This is a genomic window from Sphingomonas sp. 2SG (assembly GCF_005503285.1).
In the GTDB taxonomy this organism is placed as follows: Bacteria; Pseudomonadota; Alphaproteobacteria; order Sphingomonadales; family Sphingomonadaceae; genus Sphingomonas; species Sphingomonas taxi.
Genome location: NZ_SCMZ01000009.1, coordinates 48,710 through 67,807, shown reverse-complemented (window position 1 = coordinate 67,807; position 19,098 = coordinate 48,710). Strand labels below are relative to the sequence as shown.

The following is a 19,098-nucleotide window of genomic DNA, read 5'->3' as shown; positions in this document are numbered from 1 at the left end:
CCCGTTGAGTCCGTAGAGGAAACCCCCAAAATCCGCTCACCCCGTTTGGTCTGCGCCGAGCCGAGGCCGGAACGCGGCGAGCACGGCCGTGTAAAGATCGCGTTTGAACGGCACGATCAGCGTCGGCAGGTCGTCCGGATCGCTCCATCGCCAGGCGCGGAATTCGGGGTGGGGCGTGTCGATCCGCACGTCGGAATCCTCGCCGAGGAAGCGGAACAGGAACCAGCGCTGACGCTGGCCGCGCCATTTGCCCTTCCACACCTTGCCGACCATGTCGTCGGGCAGGTCGTAGAAGAAGTCGTCCGGCGCCTCGGCGACCAGTTCGACCTTGTCGGGCGAAATCCCCGTCTCCTCGCCGAGCTCGCGGACCGCCGCCGCATGGGCGTCCTCGCCGGGATCGATCCCGCCCTGCGGCATCTGCCATGCCTCCAGGATCGTATCGATGCGCTGGCCGACGAAGACCTTGCCGTCGCGGTTGACCAGCATGACGCCGGCGCAAGGACGGTAGGGCAGGCGCGCGTTGGCGTCGTTGCTCATCGGCCGGCCGCCGCCGGCTCACCGACCGGCAGATCGGCGAGCGCGCGAGTCGCGCGAAACGCCTCGCGCGCCTCGGCGGGCGGCATCGCGTGCCGCGCCGGTCCGGGCAAGGCGTTGCGATAATCGAGGAAACTCCGGACGTCAGGGGGCGTATCGGTCATGCGTCACTCCGCAGGCGGCTTGGGGAACGGCCACCGCATCCCCAATTACCGGGCGTGATCCCGATCGTCCATCATCCCGCCTATGTCGCGCCCGCGCCGGCGCGCTCCACCTACCGCTGGAACAAGAACGGCCTGATCCGTGACCTCCTGCTGGCCGAGGGGCCGCGGGTGGCGTGGCACGCCCCTGAATCGATGCCGCTGCATTGGCTGGAGGCGGTGCACGACCCCGGCTACGTCGCCGAGGTGCTGGCCGCCGACGTGCCGTATCTCAAGACCCGACGGATCGGCTTCCCGATCACGCCCGAGGTCGCGGCGCGCGCGCAGGCGGTGCCGGGGGGCACGTGGCTGGCGGCGCATCTCGCGCTCGATTACGGCTTCGCGGCAAACACCGCGGGCGGCAGCCATCACGCGCTCGCCGACACCGGTGCGGGCTATTGCGTGTTCAACGACCTCGCGCTTGCCGCGGTGCGGCTGATCGAGGAGGGGACGGTCGACCGGCTGGCGGTGGTCGATTGCGACGTCCATCAGGGCGACGGCACCGCCGCGCTGCTCGCCGGTCGGCCGGAGATCGCAACCTATTCGATCCACGCCGAGAAGAACTTCCCGGTGCGCAAAGCGCGTTCGACGCTCGACGTGGGGCTTGCCGACGGGGTCGGCGACGACGCCTATCTGGCGACGCTGGCGGCGACGCTCACGCCGTTCCTCGCCGAGCATCGGCCACAGCTGATCCTGTATCAGGCGGGCGTCGATCCCTTTGCGGGCGACCGGCTCGGACGGCTGTCGCTGACGCTCGACGGACTGGCGCGGCGCGAGCGGCTGATCGCGCGGCTGACCCGCGGCATCCCGATCGCGAGCACCGTCGGCGGCGGCTATGGCGACGACGCGCTGGAGATCGCGCGACGGCATGTCGCCGCGATCCTGACGCTCGGCGAGGCGGTTGCGGCGCGCTGACCCTTTCCTGATCGGCCAAGCTGCGGCATGAGCGCCCGCGACATGGCTGCGGACACATTTCAGACACGCGCGCTCGCCCCGATCTTCCACCGCTTTCTCGACCGGATCGATGCCGGGCTGGCGAGCGGCGGCATCGAGGCGCGACTGCCCGACGGCACCCACCGGCTGCTCGGCGGACGCAAGCCGGGGCCGGTGCCGATCGTCACCCTTCACCGCTGGCGCGCGCTGGTCCGGCTGGCGACGGGCGGTTCTGTCGGCTGGTATCGCGCGTGGCGCGACGGCGACTGGTCGAGCCCCGACCCGGTGCCGCTGTTCGATCTCTTCATGCGCAATCGGGTCGAGCTCGCCGACGTCGCGCGAGCCGGCGGCGGATCGAAGCTGTTGCTGCGCCTCTGGCACCGGCTGCGCCGCAACGACAAGCAGGGTTCGCGGCGCAACATCGCCGACCATTACGACCTCGGCAACGACTTCTACCGCGAATGGCTCGATGCCGGCCTGACTTATTCGAGCGGGATCTTTGAACGGGGCGATACGCTGGAGGACGCACAGTCCCGCAAGCTCGCCGCGATCCTCGATCGCACCGGCACGGCGCCGGGCGAGACGATCCTCGAGATCGGCTGCGGCTGGGGTTCGTTCGCCGCCACCGCGGCGGCGGGCGGGCGGCTCGTCCATGCGCTGACGCTGTCGACCGAGCAGAAGGCGGCGGTCGATGCGCGGAACCTGCCGGGGGTGACGGTGGCACTGACCGACTATCGCGACGTCACGGGCCAGTTCGACGCGGTGGCGAGCGTCGAGATGGTCGAGGCGGTCGGCCAGGATTACTGGTCGGCCTATTGCGACACGCTGGCGCGGGTGCTCAAGCCGGGCGGGCGCGCAGCGCTGCAATATATCAGCATCGCCGACGACGTGTTCGACCGCTATGCGACCAGCGTCGACTTCATCCAGCGCTATGTCTTCCCCGGCGGCATGCTGCTGTCGGAAAGCCGCTTTCGTGCCTTGTGCGAGGCGCGGGGTCTGGCGTGGACCGATCCCTACAGCTTCGGGCTCGATTATGCGCAGACGTTGCGCCACTGGCGCGAGCGGTTCGAGAATGCCGACAAGGCCGGGCGTCTGCCCGAACGGCTCGATGCGCGGTTCCGCGATCTGTGGCGCTATTATCTGATGTATTGCGAAGGCGGCTTCCGCGGCCGCGGCATCGACGTCGCACAGGTGACGCTGGTGAAGCGCAAGTAAATTCCTCCCTCGCGCTAGCGGGGGAGGGGGACCGCCCGGCCTAGCCGGGTGGTGGAGGGGGCGTTGCCGCATACGCTGAGCGGACCGTATCCCCCCCTCCGTCAGGCCTTCGGCCTGCCACCTCCCCCTGGCGGGGGAGGACTTGGAGTCACCCCACCCGTTCGCGGTGTCCGGCCTCGAAGCCCGCCACCGCCAGCGCGACGATCCGGTCTGCCACCGTCTCGGGCGGCTTGACCGACTCGGGCGCCTCGCCCGGATAGGCGCGCGCGCGCATCTTGGTTCGGGTCGCGCCGGGGTCGACGATCGCGGTGCGGATCTGGCTGATGTCGGCGGTCTCGTCGCCATAGGCGCCGAGCATCGTTTCGAACGCCGCCTTCGACGCGCCATAGGCGCCCCAATAGGCGCGCGGATTGCGCCCGACGCTGGAGGTCAGCCCGATCACCTTGCCCGCCGCCGCCTTGCGCAGCATCGGGTCGAACGCCTGGATCATCGCCACCTGCGCGCTGACGTTGAGCGTCAGCACCTGCGCCAGTTCCTTGGCGTCGATCGCCGGCACCGCGGCGAGGCTGCCGAGCATCGCCGCATTGAGCACCAGCACGTCGAGCGCCTGCCAGCGCTCCCCGACCGCCGCGGCGAGCCGCGCGATACTGTCGGTCTGCGTCAGGTCGAGCGGTGCGATCGTCGCCGAGCCGCCGGCGTCGAAGATCGTTTCCTCGACCGCCTCCAGATCCTTGGCGGTGCGCGCGGTCAGCACGACATGCGCGCCCGCCGCACCCAGCGCGATCGCGGTGGCGGCGCCGATGCCGCGGCTCGCGCCGGTGACCAGCGCGAGTTGGTTCGCAAGCGGACTGGCCATGCCTTAGTTGACCCGCTCCGCCAGCATCGCGAACTGGTCGACCGCGACGCTATCGTCCTGGTCGGTCAGCGTCGTGGGATAGTCGCCGGTGAAGCAGGCGTCGCAATATTTCGGCCGGATGTCGGCGCGCTTCGCCTCGCCCAGCGCCTTGTAGAGACCGTCGATCGACACGAACGACAGGCTGTCGGCGTGGATAAAGTCGGTCATCCCGCCGAGGTCGAGCTTGGCGGCGAGCAATTTGGCACGCTCCGGCGTGTCTACGCCGTAGAAGCAGCTATGCCGCGTCGGCGGGCTGGCGATGCGCATATGCACCTCGGCCGCGCCGGCATCGCGCATCATCTGCACGATCTTGAGGCTGGTGGTGCCGCGCACGATCGAATCGTCGACGAGGATGATCCGTTTGCCCTTGATCAGCGCGCGATTGGCATTGTGCTTCAGCTTGACGCCGAGGTGGCGGACCTTGTCGCCCGGCTGGATGAAGGTGCGGCCGACGTAATGCGAGCGGATGATGCCGAGCTCGAACGGAATGCCCGATTGCTGCGCATAGCCGATCGCCGCCGGCACGCCCGAATCAGGCACCGGAATGACGAGGTCGGCCTCGACCGGCGTCTCGATCGCGAGCTGTGCGCCGATCTCCTTGCGCACCGTATAGACCGACTGGTCGCCGGCGATCGAATCGGGGCGGCTGAAATAGACCCATTCGAAGATGCACGGCCGCGGCGCCATCGGCGCGAACGGGCGAATCGACCGAATCTCGCCGTTCTGGACGATCACCAGCTCGCCCGGCTCGACCTGCCGTTCGAAGGTCGCGCCGCAGACGTCGAGCGCCACCGTTTCGGAGGCGAAGATCACCGCGCCGTCGAGCTTGCCCATCACCAGCGGCCGGATGCCGAGCGGGTCGCGGCAGGCGATCATCCCCTCGGGTGTCATCACGACGAGGCTGTAGGCGCCCTCGATTTGCTTCAGCGCGTCGATGAAGCGGTCGAGCAGGGTGCGATAGTTGGAGGTCGCGACGAGATGGATGATCGTCTCGGTGTCGCTGGTCGACTGGAAGATCGAGCCGCGCCGGATCAGCTCGCGCCGCAGCTTCATCGCGTTGGAAATATTGCCGTTATGCGCGACGGCGAAGCCGCCGCTGGCGAGTTCGGCATAGAGCGGCTGGACGTTGCGCAGCGCCGTCTCGCCGGTCGTCGAATAGCGGACGTGGCCGACCGCATAATCGCCGGGCAGCGCGCGGATCACGTCGTCGCGGTCGAAATTGCCCGCGACATGGCCCATCGCGCGATGGGTGTGGAAGTGATGGCCATCGAAGCTGCTGATGCCAGCCGCCTCCTGGCCGCGGTGCTGCAGTGCGTGCAGGCCGAGCGCGACGAGCGCCGCGGCGCTGTCGCTGCCGGATACACCGAATACGCCGCACTCTTCGCGCAGCTTGTCGTCTTCAAACGGATGGGTCGTCAGCATGGTGGCGGGGGCTCACATCGTGCGGGTGGCCATATAGGAACGCATTCCGCGTTTGTCGCGTATTTGTAATGCGCAAAACGAACCGATTGTCGCGATGCGCGTTTCGGGCGCGAAGGAGAGGGTGATGGCCAAGGACCATGGCGCGCAGATCAAGGACGACGCGCTCTACGAGGAGCTGCTGAAACAGGGCAATTCCAAGGAGAAGGCGGCGCGGATCGCCAATGCCAAGGCGGCCGGCACGCTCGATCATCCCGGCGGGAAACTGGAGGACCGCAGCAAGGCGGACCTGCTGAAGGAAGCACGCGAGATCGGCATCGAGGGCCGTTCGAAGATGGACGGGGCGGCGCTTGCGAAGGCGATCCGCGGCCACAAATAGGCGCTGCGGTTCCAAACCGCGCCTCGACCACCCGTCACCCCGGACTCGTTCCGGGGTCCACTGGGCCGCAGGGGAATGGTATCCCCTCAAGCCGCGCTCCTCGCCGCGGAGTGGACCCCGGAACAAGTCCGGGGTGACGGGGTGGCTGACAGGGCGTCGACGACGCTTACCGCTCGCTCGTCATCGGAAGGCGACGCGCGGAAGACGAAGCCGACGGGAAGGCGGACGCTGGCCGTTTTGCGCCGGTGGCTTCCTGCACCTCGTTACCGCGGGCTACCGTATCCCCCTTACGCCGCACGCCGCCCAGTTCCGCTACCGGCGTTGCGACTGGCGTCGGCGTCACTGCCGCCACCGGCACGGCTGTCAGCAGCACCTGCTGCTTCATGCACTGCCGCCGGTCAGGGCGCGGATATTTGGCGCAATTCCATAGCGTCCGCTCCAGCCCGACATCGCGGTCGCGGATATAGCTGAACGCCATCGCCGCGACCTGATCGGCGGTCAGCGGCGCGGCGGTCGGCGTCTTTGCTGCATCGCTCCACGCCGAGAAGCGGCACGCCTTGCGCTCGCCGCACGCCTTGGCGGCGATCGTCGGATACAATTCGGGCTGCACGCCCCACGGCAAGGTCACGAAGAAACTGTCGCCATCGGCCGCCGAGGCGGTGAACGGCGCCGTCTCGCCCTCCACGCCGTCCGGCGCGATCAGTCCGAGTGCCGCCGACGCCTCGAGCAATGCCGCATCCGCCTCCGCAAGCGCGCCGCCCATCTTGTGCGCGTCGGAGATCGGCGCGAGCTGCGCGATCACCGGCTCGCTCGAACTCACCTGCCGGTTGAACGCGGGCGGCGTCCCCCACCAGCCGGTCCAGCGGAAGAACAGATGGCTGTGCACCGCAACGACCTTGTCGAGGCTCGCCTGCCAATAGGGCACCACCCAGTCGGTGTGGTAATGCGTCGCATAGCCGACCGGGCGATAGACCGCGCCGCCCAGCGCCATCGTCGCCACCTCGCGTGCCCGCCGCCAGGCGTCGGCGGTCGGCGTCCAGCGGGTCAGCGCATGGTCGCAGGCGAAGCTGAACTGGCAGCCTGTGCTGCGCTCCTGCCCCTCGAAGATCACGCCGCAGACGGTCTTGGGGAAGGCGGGATGGCGCAGCCGGTTGAGCACCACCTGCGCGACCGCGCGCTCGCCTTCGGTATCGTCGCCCGCCTCGTAGAGCACGCCCGCCGCCATACAGTCGGTCGCCCGCGCGCGATCCTCCGCGCCGCCGGCGAAGCGGAACGGCCGCGCCGCCGGATTGGGCAAATCGGAGAAGGGTACGCCGGCGTTGAACGCCTTGGCGTCCTCCGGCGTCAGATCGATGAACGTCACCGGTTCGACCGGCGGCAGTTCGGCGGGCGGCACGACCCGCCGTTGCAGCACGACACGCTTGTGCGGCTGCGGCATCGCGGGCGGATGGGTGACGACGAGGGCGGGGACGGCGACCGCGACGATCGCAGTCGCCGCCAGCACCGCGCGCAGCCACATCGGGCTGCGCGCCTGGGAAGGAACCGTCACTGTTCGGGCAGGAAGTCCGGCACCGACAGATAGCGCTCGCCCGTGTCATAGTTGAAACCGAGCACGCGGACACCGTCGGGCAGGTCCGGCAGCTTCTGGAGGATCGCGGCGAGCGTCGCACCCGACGAGATACCAACGAGGATACCCTCTTCGGTCGCCGAGCGGCGCGCCATGTCCTTGGCGACCGCGGCGTCGACCTCGATCACCCCGTCGAGCGCCTGCGTGTGCAGGTTGCGCGGGATGAAGCCGGCGCCGATCCCCTGGATCGGATGCGGCCCCGGCTGGCCGCCGGCGATGACCGGCGAGGCGGCGGGTTCGACCGCGAAGACCTTGAGGTTCGGCCAATGCTTCTTCAGCGTCTCGGCGACGCCGGTGATATGGCCGCCGGTGCCGACGCCGGTGATGATGACGTCGATCGGCGAGTCGCGGAAATCGTTGAGGATCTCCTGCGCCGTCGTGCGGGTGTGGACATCGATGTTGGCGCCGTTTTCGAATTGCTGCGGCATCCACGCGCCCGGCGTCGCATGGACCAGCTCGATCGCGCGCTCGATCGCCCCCTTCATCCCCTTCTCGCGCGGGGTCAGGTCGAAGGTCGCGCCATAAGCGAGCATCAGCCGCCGCCGCTCGAGCGACATCGATTCGGGCATGACGAGGACGAGCTTGTAGCCCTTCACCGCGGCGACCATCGCCAGGCCGACGCCGGTGTTGCCGCTGGTCGGCTCGATGATCGTGCCGCCGGGCTTGAGATCGCCATTGGCTTCCGCCGCCTCGATCATCGCCAGCGCGATGCGATCCTTGATCGAGCCGCCCGGATTGGAGCGTTCGGATTTGATCCAGACTTCCGAATCTGGAAACAGCTTGGCGACGCGGATGTGCGGCGTGTTGCCGATCGTTTCCAGGATGGTGTTGGCCTTCATGGCTTGGCTTCTCCGTGCTGCGGTTCGATCTGTAACATGTCTGGCGGGTCGAAGGTCCGTGCGGCGCGCAGTTCGGGGAACAGCCGCGCCCAGAGCAACGTGACGACGATCGCCGCGATCCCGCCGAACGCGACCGCGCCGACCGGACCGAGCAGCGACGCCATCAGCCCGCTTTCCGCCTCGCCCAGTTCGTTCGATGCCGAGATGGTGAGCTGCGACACCGCGCTCACCCGGCCGCGCATCTCGTCGGGCGTGTGAAGCTGGATCAGCGACTGGCGGACGTAGACCGACACCATGTCGGCGCCGCCCGCGACGATGAGCGCGGCGAGGCTGAGCGGGAAGGAGGTCGACAGGCCGAAGGTCAGCACCGCCACGGCGAAGACGACCACCGCGATCAGCATCTTGGTGCCGACGTTGCTGTCCATCGGCCGCACCGAGAACCATACCGCGGTCACCGCCGCGCCGATCCCCATGCCGGCGGCGAGCACGCCCAGCCCCTGCGCGCCGACGTGCAGGATATCGCGTGCGTAGATCGGCAGCAGCGCGGTCGCGCCGGCGAGCAGCACGACGAACAGGTCGAGCGTGATCGTGGCGAGCACCAGCCGGTTGTTGCGGACGTACTGGAAACCGTCGAGGATGCGGGTGAGCGGGTGTTTGTCGGTCTGCGCCGGCGGCTGCGGCACCGGCCCGATCAGGAACATCGTCGCCAGCGCCAGAACGAACAGCCCCGTGATCGTCGCATAGGCGACGTCGGGATGGATCGCATAAAGCAGCCCGCCGACGCTCGGCCCGGCGATCGAGCCGACCTGCCACGCGATCGACGAGATCGCGATCGCGGTCGGCAGGCTCTCACGCGGCACCAGATTGGGGGCGAGCGCCGAATAGGCCGGGCCGGTGAAGGCGCGCACGACGCCGATCACCACCGCCGCGAAGAACAAGGCCGGCAGCGTCAGCTCGCCGAGCCAGGTCAGCACGCCCAGGAACGCCGCGACCAGCGCGATCACCGCTGTCGTGGCGCGGACGATCCAGCGCCGGTCGACGCTGTCGGCGACGAGGCCGGTGACGGGAGTGAGCAGGAACAAAGGCACGAACTGCGCCGCGCCGATCATGCCGAGCAGGAACGCCGCCTGCCGCACGTCCATCGTTTCGCGCGCCAGGCCATAGACTTGCCAGCCGATGACGATCGCCAAGGCGGTCTGCGCGATCGTGCCGGACAGGCGCGACAGCCAATAACTGCGGAAATTGGCGATACGGAAGGGGTGGGTGGCCATGTGGCGCGCAGCTTTGCCGCGTGCGCAACCGAAGGGCAACATAGTTGCGCTTTTCAGCGGATGCACGGGAGGATGACGCCGCCTCCGCACTCGCTATAGACGCTGGCATGGCCGATCCCCGCGAAACCGAACTCGTCCTCGATCCCAAATACGACGGCGCGGGGCTGATCACCGCGGTCGTCACCACCCGCGACGGCGCGCTGCTGATGGTCGCGCACATGAACGCCGAGGCGCTCGCCGCGACGCAGGCGAGCGGCGAGGCGACCTTTTGGTCGCGCAGCCGCGCGCGGCTGTGGAAGAAGGGCGAGACGTCGGGCAACGTGCTGCGCGTCGTCGAGATGCGCATCGACTGCGATCAGGATGCGCTGTGGATCATCGCCGATCCCGCCGGCCCCGCCTGCCATACCGGCGCGGCTAGCTGTTTCTACCGCCGGGTCGACGGCGATCGGTTGCAGGCGATCGGATGAGGCGCGCGCTGTTCGCGGCGCTGCTGCTCGCCGGCTGCGGATCGCCGCCACCGGCGCCGCAAGACACGCCGGGCAGCCGGTTGGAGCGCGCGGCGCTGCGTGCCGGCCTCGTCGGCGATCCCGCGCGCGCCAGCCTCGCCGGATCGTGGGCCGCCGACACCGACCGGCTCTGCATCGTCCCCGCCGGCCGCGACCTCTTCCGGATCGGCGCGTTGATCGATTACGGCGAGGGGCAGGGCTGCGCCGCTGCCGGCACCGCCCGCCGGCGCGGAGAGACCGTCACGGTCGCCTTCGGCCCCTGCCGCTTCGATGCGCATTTCGACGGTGAACGCATCGTCTTCCCTGCCGCGATGCCCGCCGATTGCGATCGGTACTGCACCGGCCGCGCCTCGCTCGATTCGCTGACCGTCGAGCGGCTCAGCGGCGCGGTGGCCGAGGCGGCGACGCTACGCGCGCCGTCTGGAAAACGCCTCTGCAGTGCGGGTGAGTAGGTTGACGTTGACGTAAACGTGACGTAACGATCCGGCCATGGCCTCGTCACCCGCTTATGCCGTGATCGAACATCGCCACGATCGCGACTCCTTCACGATTTCCGATCTGTGCGAAGAGTTCGGCGTCACCGCGCGGGCGCTGCGCTTCTACGAGGACGAAGGGCTGATCGCGCCCGAGCGGCGCGGCACCCAGCGCATCTATTCGCATCGCGACCGCGCGCGGCTCGCCTGGATCCTGCGCGGCAAGCGCGTCGGCTTCAGCCTCGGCGAGATCCGCGAGATGATCGACCTCTACGATCTCGACGACGGCCGCCGTCTCCAGCGACAGGTGTCGATCGACCGCTGCCGCGCACGGATCGAACTGCTCGAACGCCAGAAGCACGACATCGACGCCGCGATCGCCGAGCTCACCGAATTCGTGGCGGTCGTCGAGGCCGTCCATATCGCCGACACACAAGGATAATCGGATGCCCCAGTATACGCCCCCCGTCCGCGACACGCGTTTCATCCTCGAGCATGTCGTCGGCCTGCAGAAATACGCCAATCTGCCCGGCTTCGACGCCGCCACCCCCGACGTGGTCGAGGCGGTGCTTGAGGAGGGCGGCCGCTTCGTCGCCGAGGTGCTGTTCCCGCTCAACCAGTCGGGCGATCTGGAAGGCTGCACGCGGAACGAGGACGGCAGCGTCACCACCCCCGCCGGCTTCAAGGACGCCTATAACCAGTACGTCGAGAGCGGCTGGGCGACGCTGGGCAACGCGCCGGAATATGGCGGGCAGGGCATGCCGCACGTCGTGTCGATCGCCTTCCAGGAATATATGATCTCGTCGAACATGGCCTTCGCCATGTATCCCGGCCTGACCCACGGCGCGATCGCCGCCTTGGTCGCCAAGGGCAGCCCCGAGCAGCAGCAGATGTACGTCCCCAAGATGGTGTCGGGCGAATGGGGCGGCACGATGAACCTCACCGAGCCGCAATGCGGCACCGACCTCGGCCTGATCCGCACCAAGGCGGAGCCGCAGGCGGACGGCTCCTATGCGATCACCGGCACCAAGATCTTCATCTCGGCGGGCGAGCACGACCTCACCGACAACATCATCCATCTCGTGCTGGCCAAGACGCCGGGCGCGCCCGACAGTTCGAAGGGCATCTCGCTGTTCGTGGTGCCCAAGGTGCTGGTCAACGACGACGGCAGCCTCGGCGAGCGCAACGCCGTCACCTGCGGCTCGATCGAGCACAAGATGGGCATCCACGCCAATTCGACCTGCGTGATGAACTATGACGGCGCCAAGGGCTGGCTGGTCGGCGAGGAGATGAAGGGCCTTGCCGCGATGTTCATCATGATGAACGCGGCGCGGCTCGGCGTCGGCCTGCAAGGGCTCGGCATCGCCGAGGTCGCATATCAGAATGCCGTCCAGTACGCCGAGGATCGTCGCCAGGGCCGCGCGCTGACCGGGCCGAAGCAGCCCGAGGAAAAGGCGGACACCTTGTTCGTCCATCCCGACATCCGCCGCATGCTGATGGAGGCCAAGGCGTGGACCGAGGGGCTGCGTGCGCTCTGCCTGTGGGGTGCGTTGCAGGTCGATCTGGAGCATCATGCCGGCACCGATGCCGAGCGCGAGATGGCGGGCGACCTGATCGGCCTGCTCACGCCGGTCATCAAGGGCGTCGGCACCGACAAGGGCTATGAGGTCGCGACCAACGCGCAGCAGGTCTATGGCGGACACGGCTACATCGCCGAATGGGGCATGGAGCAATATGTCCGCGATGCCCGGATCGCGATGATCTACGAAGGCACCAACGGCGTGCAGGCGATGGACCTCGTCGGCCGCAAGCTTGCGCTCAAGGGTGGTCGTGCGGTGCAGGCGCTGTTCAAGATCGTCGCCGAGGAAACCGCGGCGGCCGAAGCCGTTGAGGCGACGGCGGGGATCGCCACCGCGCTCAAGAAGGCGCTCGGCGAGCTGCAGGCCGCGACGATGTGGTTCATGGCGAACGGCATGAAGAACCCGGAGAATGTCGGTGCCGGCGCGGTGCCGTACATGCATCTGATGGGGATCGTGGCCACCGGCCTGATGTGGCTGCGCATAGCGAAGGCCGCCGCCGAGCTGAAGGCCGCGGGCGAGGGCGACCCGGCGTTCCTCGACGCCAAGCTGGTCACCGCCCGCTTCTTCGCCGAGCGGATCGCGCCCGACGCGGGCGCGCTGCGCCGCAAGATCGAGGGTGGCGCGGAGAGCCTGATGGCGCTGCCGCCGGAAATGTTCCGCGCGGCGTGATCCGCGGGGGTGCCGGCGGTTGGCGCGGCAGTCCTGCGATAGTCGCCAAGGTACGCAAGAGCTGTACCCCGGCGGAGGCCGGGGCCCAGTTGGGCGAAGGTTTGCGATGACTTACGACAGTCATCCCAACTGGGCCCCGGCCTCCGCCGGGGTACAGCGACGCTCCATTGAGACCTTTCGCTTCCCGTGATGACGGCATGGGTGAGGGCCTAACGCAAAGAGTGGGCCGGGCGGCCGAAATTTACCCAATAGGTCCCGGCACGGTATACTGTGCCGCAAGACGATCAGATCGGCTGCCGCTAGGTCCGCCGATCGGAAACGAGGGGATGCCGTAACCAACGCGCGAGCGGCGCCCGCCCGCGTGTTAGATGCGGAGACGAAGCCATGACGTCCAAGACCCAGATCGTCATCGTCGGCGGTGGTGCGGCGGGCCTCGAACTCGCCACCCGGCTCGGCGCACGCTATGGCCGCAAGGCGCACGACATCATCGTCGCCGATCGCAACCGCACGCATATCTGGAAGCCGCTGCTGCACGAGGTGGCGACCGGCTCGCTCGACGCCAACATGGACGAAGTCGGCTATCGCAGCCATTGCCATCGCTGGGGCTATCGCTACTTCTACGGCACGCTGCGCGCGATCGACCGGACCGCGCGGCAGGTTCATCTGGCACCGGTGTACGACGATCAGGGTCGCGAGGTGATCGCCGCGCATGCGATCCGCTACGATTATCTGGTGCTCGCCTATGGTTCGGTGACCAACGATTTCGGCACGCCCGGCGTGGCGGAGAATTGCACCTTCCTCGACAGCCGGGCGCAGGCCGACCGCTTCCGCGACCGGCTGCTCGATCATTGCCTGCGCGTCTCGCGGACGATGACCGCCGATCCCGCCAGCGACGCGCACGTCCGCATCGCCATCGTCGGCGGCGGTGCCACCGGGGTCGAGCTGGCCGCGGAATTGTTCAACGCCGCCGCGGCGCTCGGCCATTACGGGCTGGAGGTGTTCGACGAGAGCCGGCTCGCGGTGACGCTGATCGAGGCGGGTCCGCGCATCCTTCCCGCTTTGCCCGAGCGGCTCGCCGATGCCGCGCGCGGCGAGCTGGAGGCGCTCGGCGTCCGCGTGCTCATCGACACGCCGGTGACCGCGGCGGACCGCGACGGCCTGACCACCGGCAGCGGCGACCGGATCGACGCCGACCTGATGGTCTGGGCGGCGGGGGTGAAGGCGGTGCCGATCGCCGACGGGCTCGACGGGCTCGATCTCGCCCGCGGCGGGCAGGTGGTAGTGACGCCGACGTTGCAGAGTGTCAGCGATGATCGCATCTTCGCGATCGGCGATTGTGCGGCGTGCCGGCTGCCGGGCAGCGACCGCCCGGTGCCGCCACGTGCGCAGGCGGCGCATCAGATGGCCGCGGCGGTGTTCGTCAACCTCAAGCGGCAGATGGCGGGCAGGCCGTTGCGCCCGTTCGTCTACCGGGATCACGGCTCGCTGGTGTCACTGAGCCGCTTTTCTACCGTCGGCACGCTGATGGGCAATCTGGTCGGTGGCAAGCTGGCGATCGAGGGGCGGCTGGCGCGGTTCGTCTATCTGTCGCTCTACCGCATGCATCTGATCGCCATCCACGGCTGGATCAAGGGCTGCGCGCTGATCGTGATCGGCCACGTCAACCGCATCGTCCGGCCGCGGCTCAAGCTGCACTGACCCCGGCGGGCGCTGATATCCAGCCTTTGCGCGCGGCAAATCAAGCTGCTTTGCCAAGCTGCTGCGCTCCGCCGAGATGACGGGCCGCAGCAAGGATCGAAATCATGGTTGAGCTCAGCGCCGACGAATATCCGTCGATCGCTTTCCCGCAGGAGATCGACGTCGTCGTCGAGCAATTGCAGCGCGCCCGCATCGCCTGGCGCACCGCGCACCCGCACAACGACGAACGCGGCAGCCGCTTTCCCTCACGTCAGGCGCTCAAGCGGATCACCGGAGAGCTGGGCACCGCCTTGTTCCCGTTGCGGCTCGGCCCGTCGGAGCTGACCGCCGCCAACGAAAATGCGTTCATCGCCGCCTCGCTCGAATCGACGCTGGCGCAGCTCGCCGCGCAGATCGATCTCGAACTGGGCTATAGCGGCAGCGAGGGCGACGTCCGTGCGACGGCGCTGCGCGCCGAGCGGCTGATCGGTGCCTTCGCCGCCGGCCTGCCCGAGATCCGCCGCATCCTCGATAGCGACGTGGAAGCCGCTTATGCCGCCGATCCCGCGGCGCGCAGCGTCGACGAGGTGCTGGTCGCCTATCCGTCGTTCACTGCGATCATCCATCATCGCATCGCGCATTTGCTGTACGGCCTCGGCGCGCCGCTGGTCGCGCGCCTGATCGCCGAGATCGCGCACGCCGGCACCGGCATCGACATCCATCCCGCCGCGCGCATCGGCCGGCGGTTCTTCATCGATCACGGCACCGGCGTGGTGATCGGCGAGACCGCGATCCTTGGCGATCGCGTCCGCCTGTACCAGGGTGTCACGCTGGGTGGCGACCCCGATCTGTTCGGCGACAAATCGGGCGCGCCGCGCCATCCGATCGTCGCGGACGATGTGGTGATCCACGCCAATGCGACGATCGTCGGCCGGGTGACGATCGGCGCGCGCTCGCGCATCGGCGGCGGCGTCTGGCTGCGCCAGGACGTGCCGGCGGACACGCTGGTCGAGGCGCCGGCGCCGCTGTTCCGCGCCTTGCCGATCCCCGCCGTGACGGCTTGATCAGGCGGTCAGCGCCATCAGATAGGGGTGGGCGAGGACGCGGTCGGCGTTGCGTGCGCCGATCGCGGTGTCGTTGACCAGCCGGCTGCCCGCGACGGTGCGATAGAGCGCCACGCAGGCGTCGATCCGGGCGAAGCGCGCGCCCGCCGCGGCGGTCCGGGTGTAGAAGTCCCAGTCGTTGCAATTATGGAAGCTGGGGTCGAATCCCCCGACCTGCGCCACCATCGCGCGGCGGACGATCGACCAGCTCGGCCCGATGACGCCGCCGCTGGCCAGGCCGCGACGGATGCAGCCGCCGTCCCAGCCGCATTCGGGCGCTTGCGGCGCGCCGTCGCCCTCGACGCGGGCGAAATGACCGACGACGATGTCGTGCAGCCCGCCCGCGGTGCCATCGAGCAGCGCCCGCGCCGCGCCGGGCAGCCAGACGTCGTCGCTGTCGAGGAAGGCGATCCAGTCGGATCCTGCGGCGCCTGCGCCGGTGTTGCGCGCCTGCGAGGCGCCGACGTTGCGCGGCAGCACGATCGCCTCGACCGACGGATGCGCAGCGGCGAGGCCGCGGATCACCGCCGCACTGTCGTCGGACGAGCCGTCGTCGACGACGATCACGCGGGCGGGCGGATGGTCCTGCGCCAGCACGCTGGCGACGGCATCGGCCACGACATGGGCACGGTTGTGGCAGGGAATGACGACGTCATAGGTCGCGAGGGGCGCGAACAGCAGCGGAACATGGAGCATCGCCGCTCCATGCCAGTTTCCGCCGCGCGATCAAGCGCCGGGCGGCTCAGCTGCCGCCGAACCGCACCTTCGCACCCGCGTAGAGATAGCGGCCGACCGGCGAGATCGGCACGTTGGTCTGGAATCCGATATCCGGCTTCTGGTCGGTCAGATTGTTGACCCCGCCGTAAAAGGCGAAATCGCGGGCGACCTCGATCTGCGCCTGCACGTCGTGCTGCCACAGCGCCTTGTAGCGGAAATAACGGGGGTCGACGAGATTGGCGTTGCCGTCGCTCTCGAAGCGGCTGAAGCGGCGCACGCCGTTCTGCCAGCGCAGATTGTAGTTGAGCGTCAGCGGCCCGTCGCTCCACGTCGGCGACAGCGTCGCGTTCCAGCGCGGGCGGAAGATCTGGTCGACGTTGTTCTCGACCTCGGCGCCCGGCGTCGCGACCTGTTCGAGCGTGTTGAGATAGCCGCCGACCAGCCGCACGTCGAAGGTCCCGGCGCCGGTGGTGCGGAAGCGATAGGCGACGTTGAGCTCGGCGCCCGAGGTGCGGAAGGCGGAGACGTTCTGCGGCGTGATCGTATAGCCGTTGATGAAGCCGGTGCCGGTGCGCCGGCTGATCTGCCCGCAGAACGGATTGGCGAGCGTCGGCTGGTCGACGCAGAGCGCAGCGATGCTGTTGGCGGCATCGCCATTGGGGTTGTTGATCGCGTCGCGCAGGCGGATGTCGTACCAGTCGACGCCGATCGACAGGCCGGGGACGTCATCGGGGCGCAGCACGACGCCCGCGGTCCACGTCCGCGCCACCTCCGCCTTCAGATCGGGATTGCCCGACACCGAACCGGGGATGAAGATCGCGGCATCGGGATTGTTGGCCGCGGTGAAGGTCGCCGGATTGCCGCCCAGCCCGCTGATCAGCGCGACGCAATTGGCGGCGCGCGACGCGCTGCCGAGATTGCGGTTGCCGACGTAGCACGGGTCGGAGAAAAAGGCGCTCGACCCCGTCGTCGGGCGGAACAACTCGCCGATATTGGGCGCGCGCACCGAGCGTCCATAGGAGCCGCGGAAGCTGATCGCGCGAATCGGCGCCCAGATGCCGTTGAACTGATAGGCCTTCGTCGATCCGACCGTCGAATAGTCGGAATAGCGTCCCGCCGCGCCGACCGAGAGCAGGTGGAAGAACGGCCGGTCCTTGAGCAGCGGCGCGTTGAGCTCGCCGAACGCCTCCCACACATCGAAACGGCCGCGCGACGCGGTCGGGATGATATATTCGTCATATTGGTAGAAGGCATTGTCGACGAGCGACTGCGCGGGCGTGAAGCGGCTCGACTCGCGCCGGTACTCGCCGCCCACGGCGAAGGCGATCGGGCCGCCCGGCAGCTCGAAGAACCGGCCGAAGTCGCCGGTCAGCGCGGCATTGACGACATGCTGGGTGATCCGCGCGTTGCTCACCGGATTGTCGAGATAATAAGCGTAGGAGGCGGGATCGACGGTGGCACCGCCGAAGGTGTTGACCGGTATGCAGCCCGCCGCCTGCGCCGCCGCCGATCGGCAGATGATCGTGCCGCCGGGGCCGCGTACCGCGTCGAGCGCTTCGAGGAAGCGCGTGTTCACCCGGTCGTTGAGCTTGGTCGCGCGGACGTCGGTCTGGCCGTAGGTGTAGGAGACGTCGTAGCTGGCGTGGTCGTTCAACCGCCCGGCGACGTCGACGACACCGCGATAGGTGCGCCGGCGATCGGTCTCGCCGCGACGGGGGATGTCGAAATTGTTGCGGTTGACGTCGATCGAGGTCAGGCCGGCCGCGCGCGCCGCGGTGAGGATGGTCGCGGGGATGAACGGATTGTCGAGCGCGATCGTCGCCGGATAATTGCCGCCATAGCCGCTGAAGCTGGTGATCGTCGACTGGACGAACTTGCCTTCGAGGCTGACCTTGAACGCGTCCGACGCGTCGTAATGCGCGAGCGCGTTGACCGCGTGGCGACGGGTGCGCGGGAAGATGTCGCCGATATAGCCCGCCACCGGCGTATCGTCGCCGCCGATGCTGTAGCCGTCGTTCTGCAGGACGCGGCCCGGCGTGTAGATCGCGCCGTCGCCGCGGAACGTCTGGTCGCCGATGTAGATGATGCCCTGGTTCGAACTATACGGATAGCGCAGGTCGCCGAGCGGCGCCTTCTGGTAGCTGCCCGCCTGGCCGGGGACATAGCCGTCGACATTGACGAAATATTGGCGCTGCGCGGCGGTGAGGTAGGAACGGTCGTCGTTGGCGAGCGGTTCGTCGGCGTTATATTCGTAGGCGAGCGTGACGTTGCCACGGCCATCGGCGAAATTGTGCCCCGCGACGATCGACGCGAAGCGGTTGGCGGCGTCGCCGCGGTCGGAGATGCCGAATTGCGAACGCGCCGATATCCCGTCGAAGTCGCGCTTCATCACGAAATTGACCACGCCGGACACGCCGTCGGCACCGTAGACGGCCGAAGCGGCGCCGGTCAGCACGTCGACGCGGTCGATCAGGTCGGTCGGGATCGCGTTGATGTCGACCGCGGCGGTGTCGGGCTGGCCCGCGACGTGGCGGCGGCCGTTGACCAGTACCAACGTGCGGTTGGGGCCGAGCCCGCGCAGGTCGAGCAGGTTGAGGCCGACCTGGCCGAAGCTGCCGTCCGCCTGGTTGCTGCCCGCGGTCCGCGTGCTGTCGAGCGAGTTGGTCAGCGCCGGCACGCGCTGAAGGAAGGTGGTGACGTTGGTGTTGCCCGATTGCTGCAGGTCGGCAGCGCCGAACGACACGATCGGATTGGGCGCGGCATAATCGGGGCGCTGGATGCGCGATCCGGTGACGATGATGTCGTCGGCCGGTGCGTCGGCGGCAGGCTCGGCCTGGGGTGCGGCGGTTTGGGCCTGCGCAAGCGGCGCAAGGAAGAGCGCCGCACCTGACAATAGGCAGCGGCTGCGGTGAATGCGGCGCGACATGATGATCCCCCTGTGTGCCGGCTCGGTTTCGGCCGGCGTTCTGTTGTCGCAATCCTTACCGGCATCGCCCGGCGGTTCAATCGCCGCAGCGGCCACGTAGTAGATAAAACAGTCGACATATGAACGATTTAATCG

Annotated in this window: 18 protein-coding genes; 9 read left to right on the top strand and 9 right to left on the bottom strand. The window is 68.4% G+C overall.

Annotation, left to right across the window (positions count from 1 at the left end):
• Nucleotides 1-36 precede the first annotated feature (36 nt).
• Nucleotides 37-537 (bottom strand): RNA pyrophosphohydrolase, encoded by a 501-nt coding sequence (locus tag FFS23_RS05850; RefSeq protein ID WP_137897843.1) that lies wholly within the window; start codon nt 535-537, stop codon nt 37-39.
• Nucleotides 534-698, bottom strand: a complete 165-nt coding sequence (locus FFS23_RS20035) for a hypothetical protein (RefSeq protein WP_171009379.1) — start codon at nt 696-698, stop codon at nt 534-536. Before FFS23_RS20035 ends, FFS23_RS05850 begins: the two co-directional genes overlap by 4 nt.
• 54 nt (nt 699-752) lie before the next feature.
• On the opposite strand from FFS23_RS20035, the gene FFS23_RS05845 reads away from it, so the two are divergent.
• Nucleotides 753-1,649 (top strand): histone deacetylase family protein, encoded by an 897-nt coding sequence (locus tag FFS23_RS05845; RefSeq protein ID WP_137897842.1) that lies wholly within the window; start codon nt 753-755, stop codon nt 1,647-1,649.
• 42 nt (nt 1,650-1,691) lie between these two features.
• The gene (locus FFS23_RS05840) at nt 1,692-2,882 is read left to right on the top strand and encodes an SAM-dependent methyltransferase (RefSeq protein WP_249340541.1); all 1,191 of its coding nucleotides are present in this window, start codon (nt 1,692-1,694) and stop codon (nt 2,880-2,882) included.
• A 148-nt stretch (nt 2,883-3,030) separates the two neighbouring features.
• Here FFS23_RS05840 and FFS23_RS05835 read toward each other — a convergent pair whose 3' ends face one another.
• Both FFS23_RS05835 and purF read right to left on the bottom strand, forming a co-directional pair.
• The gene (locus FFS23_RS05835; RefSeq protein ID WP_137897840.1) at nt 3,031-3,738 is read right to left on the bottom strand and encodes an SDR family NAD(P)-dependent oxidoreductase; all 708 of its coding nucleotides are present in this window, start codon (nt 3,736-3,738) and stop codon (nt 3,031-3,033) included.
• A gap of 3 nt (nt 3,739-3,741) precedes the next feature.
• Nucleotides 3,742-5,199: an amidophosphoribosyltransferase gene (purF, locus tag FFS23_RS05830; RefSeq protein WP_038659073.1), complete on the bottom strand. Its 1,458-nt coding sequence runs from the start codon at nt 5,197-5,199 to the stop codon at nt 3,742-3,744.
• 124 nt (nt 5,200-5,323) lie between these two features.
• Between purF and FFS23_RS05825 the strand changes: the two genes are divergently transcribed.
• Nucleotides 5,324-5,575 (top strand): DUF7218 family protein, encoded by a 252-nt coding sequence (locus tag FFS23_RS05825; protein ID WP_137897839.1) that lies wholly within the window; start codon nt 5,324-5,326, stop codon nt 5,573-5,575.
• A gap of 166 nt (nt 5,576-5,741) precedes the next feature.
• Here FFS23_RS05825 and FFS23_RS05820 read toward each other — a convergent pair whose 3' ends face one another.
• The 3 genes from FFS23_RS05820 to FFS23_RS05810 are packed head-to-tail and all read right to left on the bottom strand — an operon-like array spanning nt 5,742 to nt 9,312.
• Nucleotides 5,742-7,094: a cell wall hydrolase gene (locus FFS23_RS05820; protein WP_137897869.1), complete on the bottom strand. Its 1,353-nt coding sequence runs from the start codon at nt 7,092-7,094 to the stop codon at nt 5,742-5,744.
• A 26-nt stretch (nt 7,095-7,120) separates the two neighbouring features.
• Nucleotides 7,121-8,041: a cysteine synthase A gene (cysK, locus tag FFS23_RS05815; protein ID WP_038659080.1), complete on the bottom strand. Its 921-nt coding sequence runs from the start codon at nt 8,039-8,041 to the stop codon at nt 7,121-7,123.
• Nucleotides 8,038-9,312 (bottom strand): MFS transporter, encoded by a 1,275-nt coding sequence (locus tag FFS23_RS05810; protein ID WP_038659083.1) that lies wholly within the window; start codon nt 9,310-9,312, stop codon nt 8,038-8,040. The genes cysK and FFS23_RS05810 overlap by 4 nt, the downstream gene beginning before the upstream one ends.
• A 107-nt stretch (nt 9,313-9,419) precedes the next feature.
• Here FFS23_RS05810 and hisI point away from each other — a divergent pair, with 107 nt between their 5' ends.
• The 6 genes from hisI (at nt 9,420) to epsC (ending at nt 15,281) form a co-directional block, all read left to right on the top strand.
• On the top strand, nt 9,420-9,779 hold the full coding sequence (gene hisI / locus FFS23_RS05805) for a phosphoribosyl-AMP cyclohydrolase (RefSeq protein ID WP_137897838.1): 360 nt from the start codon (nt 9,420-9,422) through the stop codon (nt 9,777-9,779).
• Nucleotides 9,776-10,270, top strand: a complete 495-nt coding sequence (locus tag FFS23_RS05800) for a hypothetical protein (RefSeq protein ID WP_137897837.1) — start codon at nt 9,776-9,778, stop codon at nt 10,268-10,270. The genes hisI and FFS23_RS05800 overlap by 4 nt, the downstream gene beginning before the upstream one ends.
• 37 nt (nt 10,271-10,307) lie before the next feature.
• Nucleotides 10,308-10,733, top strand: a complete 426-nt coding sequence (locus FFS23_RS05795) for a MerR family transcriptional regulator (protein WP_038659092.1) — start codon at nt 10,308-10,310, stop codon at nt 10,731-10,733.
• Nucleotides 10,734-10,737: 4 nt separating this feature from the next.
• On the top strand, nt 10,738-12,540 hold the full coding sequence (locus FFS23_RS05790; protein ID WP_137897836.1) for an acyl-CoA dehydrogenase C-terminal domain-containing protein: 1,803 nt from the start codon (nt 10,738-10,740) through the stop codon (nt 12,538-12,540).
• A gap of 384 nt (nt 12,541-12,924) precedes the next feature.
• Complete coding sequence (locus tag FFS23_RS05785) at nt 12,925-14,238, top strand: NAD(P)/FAD-dependent oxidoreductase (RefSeq protein WP_137897835.1); 1,314 nt, start codon at nt 12,925-12,927, stop codon at nt 14,236-14,238.
• Between the two features lie 104 nt (nt 14,239-14,342).
• Nucleotides 14,343-15,281 carry a serine O-acetyltransferase EpsC gene (gene epsC / locus FFS23_RS05780; protein WP_137897834.1) on the top strand — a complete coding sequence of 313 codons (939 nt, stop codon included), beginning with the start codon at nt 14,343-14,345 and terminating at the stop codon, nt 15,279-15,281.
• Here epsC and FFS23_RS05775 read toward each other — a convergent pair whose 3' ends face one another.
• Nucleotides 15,282-16,016 carry a glycosyltransferase family 2 protein gene (locus FFS23_RS05775; RefSeq protein ID WP_137897833.1) on the bottom strand — a complete coding sequence of 245 codons (735 nt, stop codon included), beginning with the start codon at nt 16,014-16,016 and terminating at the stop codon, nt 15,282-15,284.
• A 46-nt stretch (nt 16,017-16,062) separates the two neighbouring features.
• Nucleotides 16,063-18,963 (bottom strand): TonB-dependent receptor plug domain-containing protein, encoded by a 2,901-nt coding sequence (locus tag FFS23_RS05770; RefSeq protein ID WP_137897832.1) that lies wholly within the window; start codon nt 18,961-18,963, stop codon nt 16,063-16,065.
• Nucleotides 18,964-19,098 lie beyond the last annotated feature (135 nt).

Excerpts from the sequence above, each read along its gene's own strand:
- FFS23_RS05850 (WP_137897843.1), bottom strand. The coding sequence starts at position 537 with ATGAGCAACGACGCCAACGCGCGCCTGCCCTACCGTCCTTGCGCCGGC.
- FFS23_RS05800 (WP_137897837.1), top strand. The coding sequence starts at position 9,776 with ATGAGGCGCGCGCTGTTCGCGGCGCTGCTGCTCGCCGGCTGCGGATCG.
- FFS23_RS05795 (WP_038659092.1), top strand. The coding sequence starts at position 10,308 with ATGGCCTCGTCACCCGCTTATGCCGTGATCGAACATCGCCACGATCGC.
- FFS23_RS05810 (WP_038659083.1), bottom strand. The coding sequence starts at position 9,312 with ATGGCCACCCACCCCTTCCGTATCGCCAATTTCCGCAGTTATTGGCTG.
- FFS23_RS05835 (WP_137897840.1), bottom strand. The coding sequence starts at position 3,738 with ATGGCCAGTCCGCTTGCGAACCAACTCGCGCTGGTCACCGGCGCGAGC.
- FFS23_RS05785 (WP_137897835.1), top strand. The coding sequence starts at position 12,925 with ATGACGTCCAAGACCCAGATCGTCATCGTCGGCGGTGGTGCGGCGGGC.
- cysK (WP_038659080.1), bottom strand. The coding sequence starts at position 8,041 with ATGAAGGCCAACACCATCCTGGAAACGATCGGCAACACGCCGCACATC.
- purF (WP_038659073.1), bottom strand. The coding sequence starts at position 5,199 with ATGCTGACGACCCATCCGTTTGAAGACGACAAGCTGCGCGAAGAGTGC.
- FFS23_RS05840 (WP_249340541.1), top strand. The coding sequence starts at position 1,692 with ATGGCTGCGGACACATTTCAGACACGCGCGCTCGCCCCGATCTTCCAC.
- FFS23_RS05770 (WP_137897832.1), bottom strand. The coding sequence starts at position 18,963 with ATGTCGCGCCGCATTCACCGCAGCCGCTGCCTATTGTCAGGTGCGGCG.
- FFS23_RS05790 (WP_137897836.1), top strand. The coding sequence starts at position 10,738 with ATGCCCCAGTATACGCCCCCCGTCCGCGACACGCGTTTCATCCTCGAG.
- FFS23_RS20035 (WP_171009379.1), bottom strand. The coding sequence starts at position 698 with ATGACCGATACGCCCCCTGACGTCCGGAGTTTCCTCGATTATCGCAAC.
- FFS23_RS05825 (WP_137897839.1), top strand. The coding sequence starts at position 5,324 with ATGGCCAAGGACCATGGCGCGCAGATCAAGGACGACGCGCTCTACGAG.
- FFS23_RS05775 (WP_137897833.1), bottom strand. The coding sequence starts at position 16,016 with ATGCTCCATGTTCCGCTGCTGTTCGCGCCCCTCGCGACCTATGACGTC.
- hisI (WP_137897838.1), top strand. The coding sequence starts at position 9,420 with ATGGCCGATCCCCGCGAAACCGAACTCGTCCTCGATCCCAAATACGAC.
- epsC (WP_137897834.1), top strand. The coding sequence starts at position 14,343 with ATGGTTGAGCTCAGCGCCGACGAATATCCGTCGATCGCTTTCCCGCAG.
- FFS23_RS05820 (WP_137897869.1), bottom strand. The coding sequence starts at position 7,094 with ATGTGGCTGCGCGCGGTGCTGGCGGCGACTGCGATCGTCGCGGTCGCC.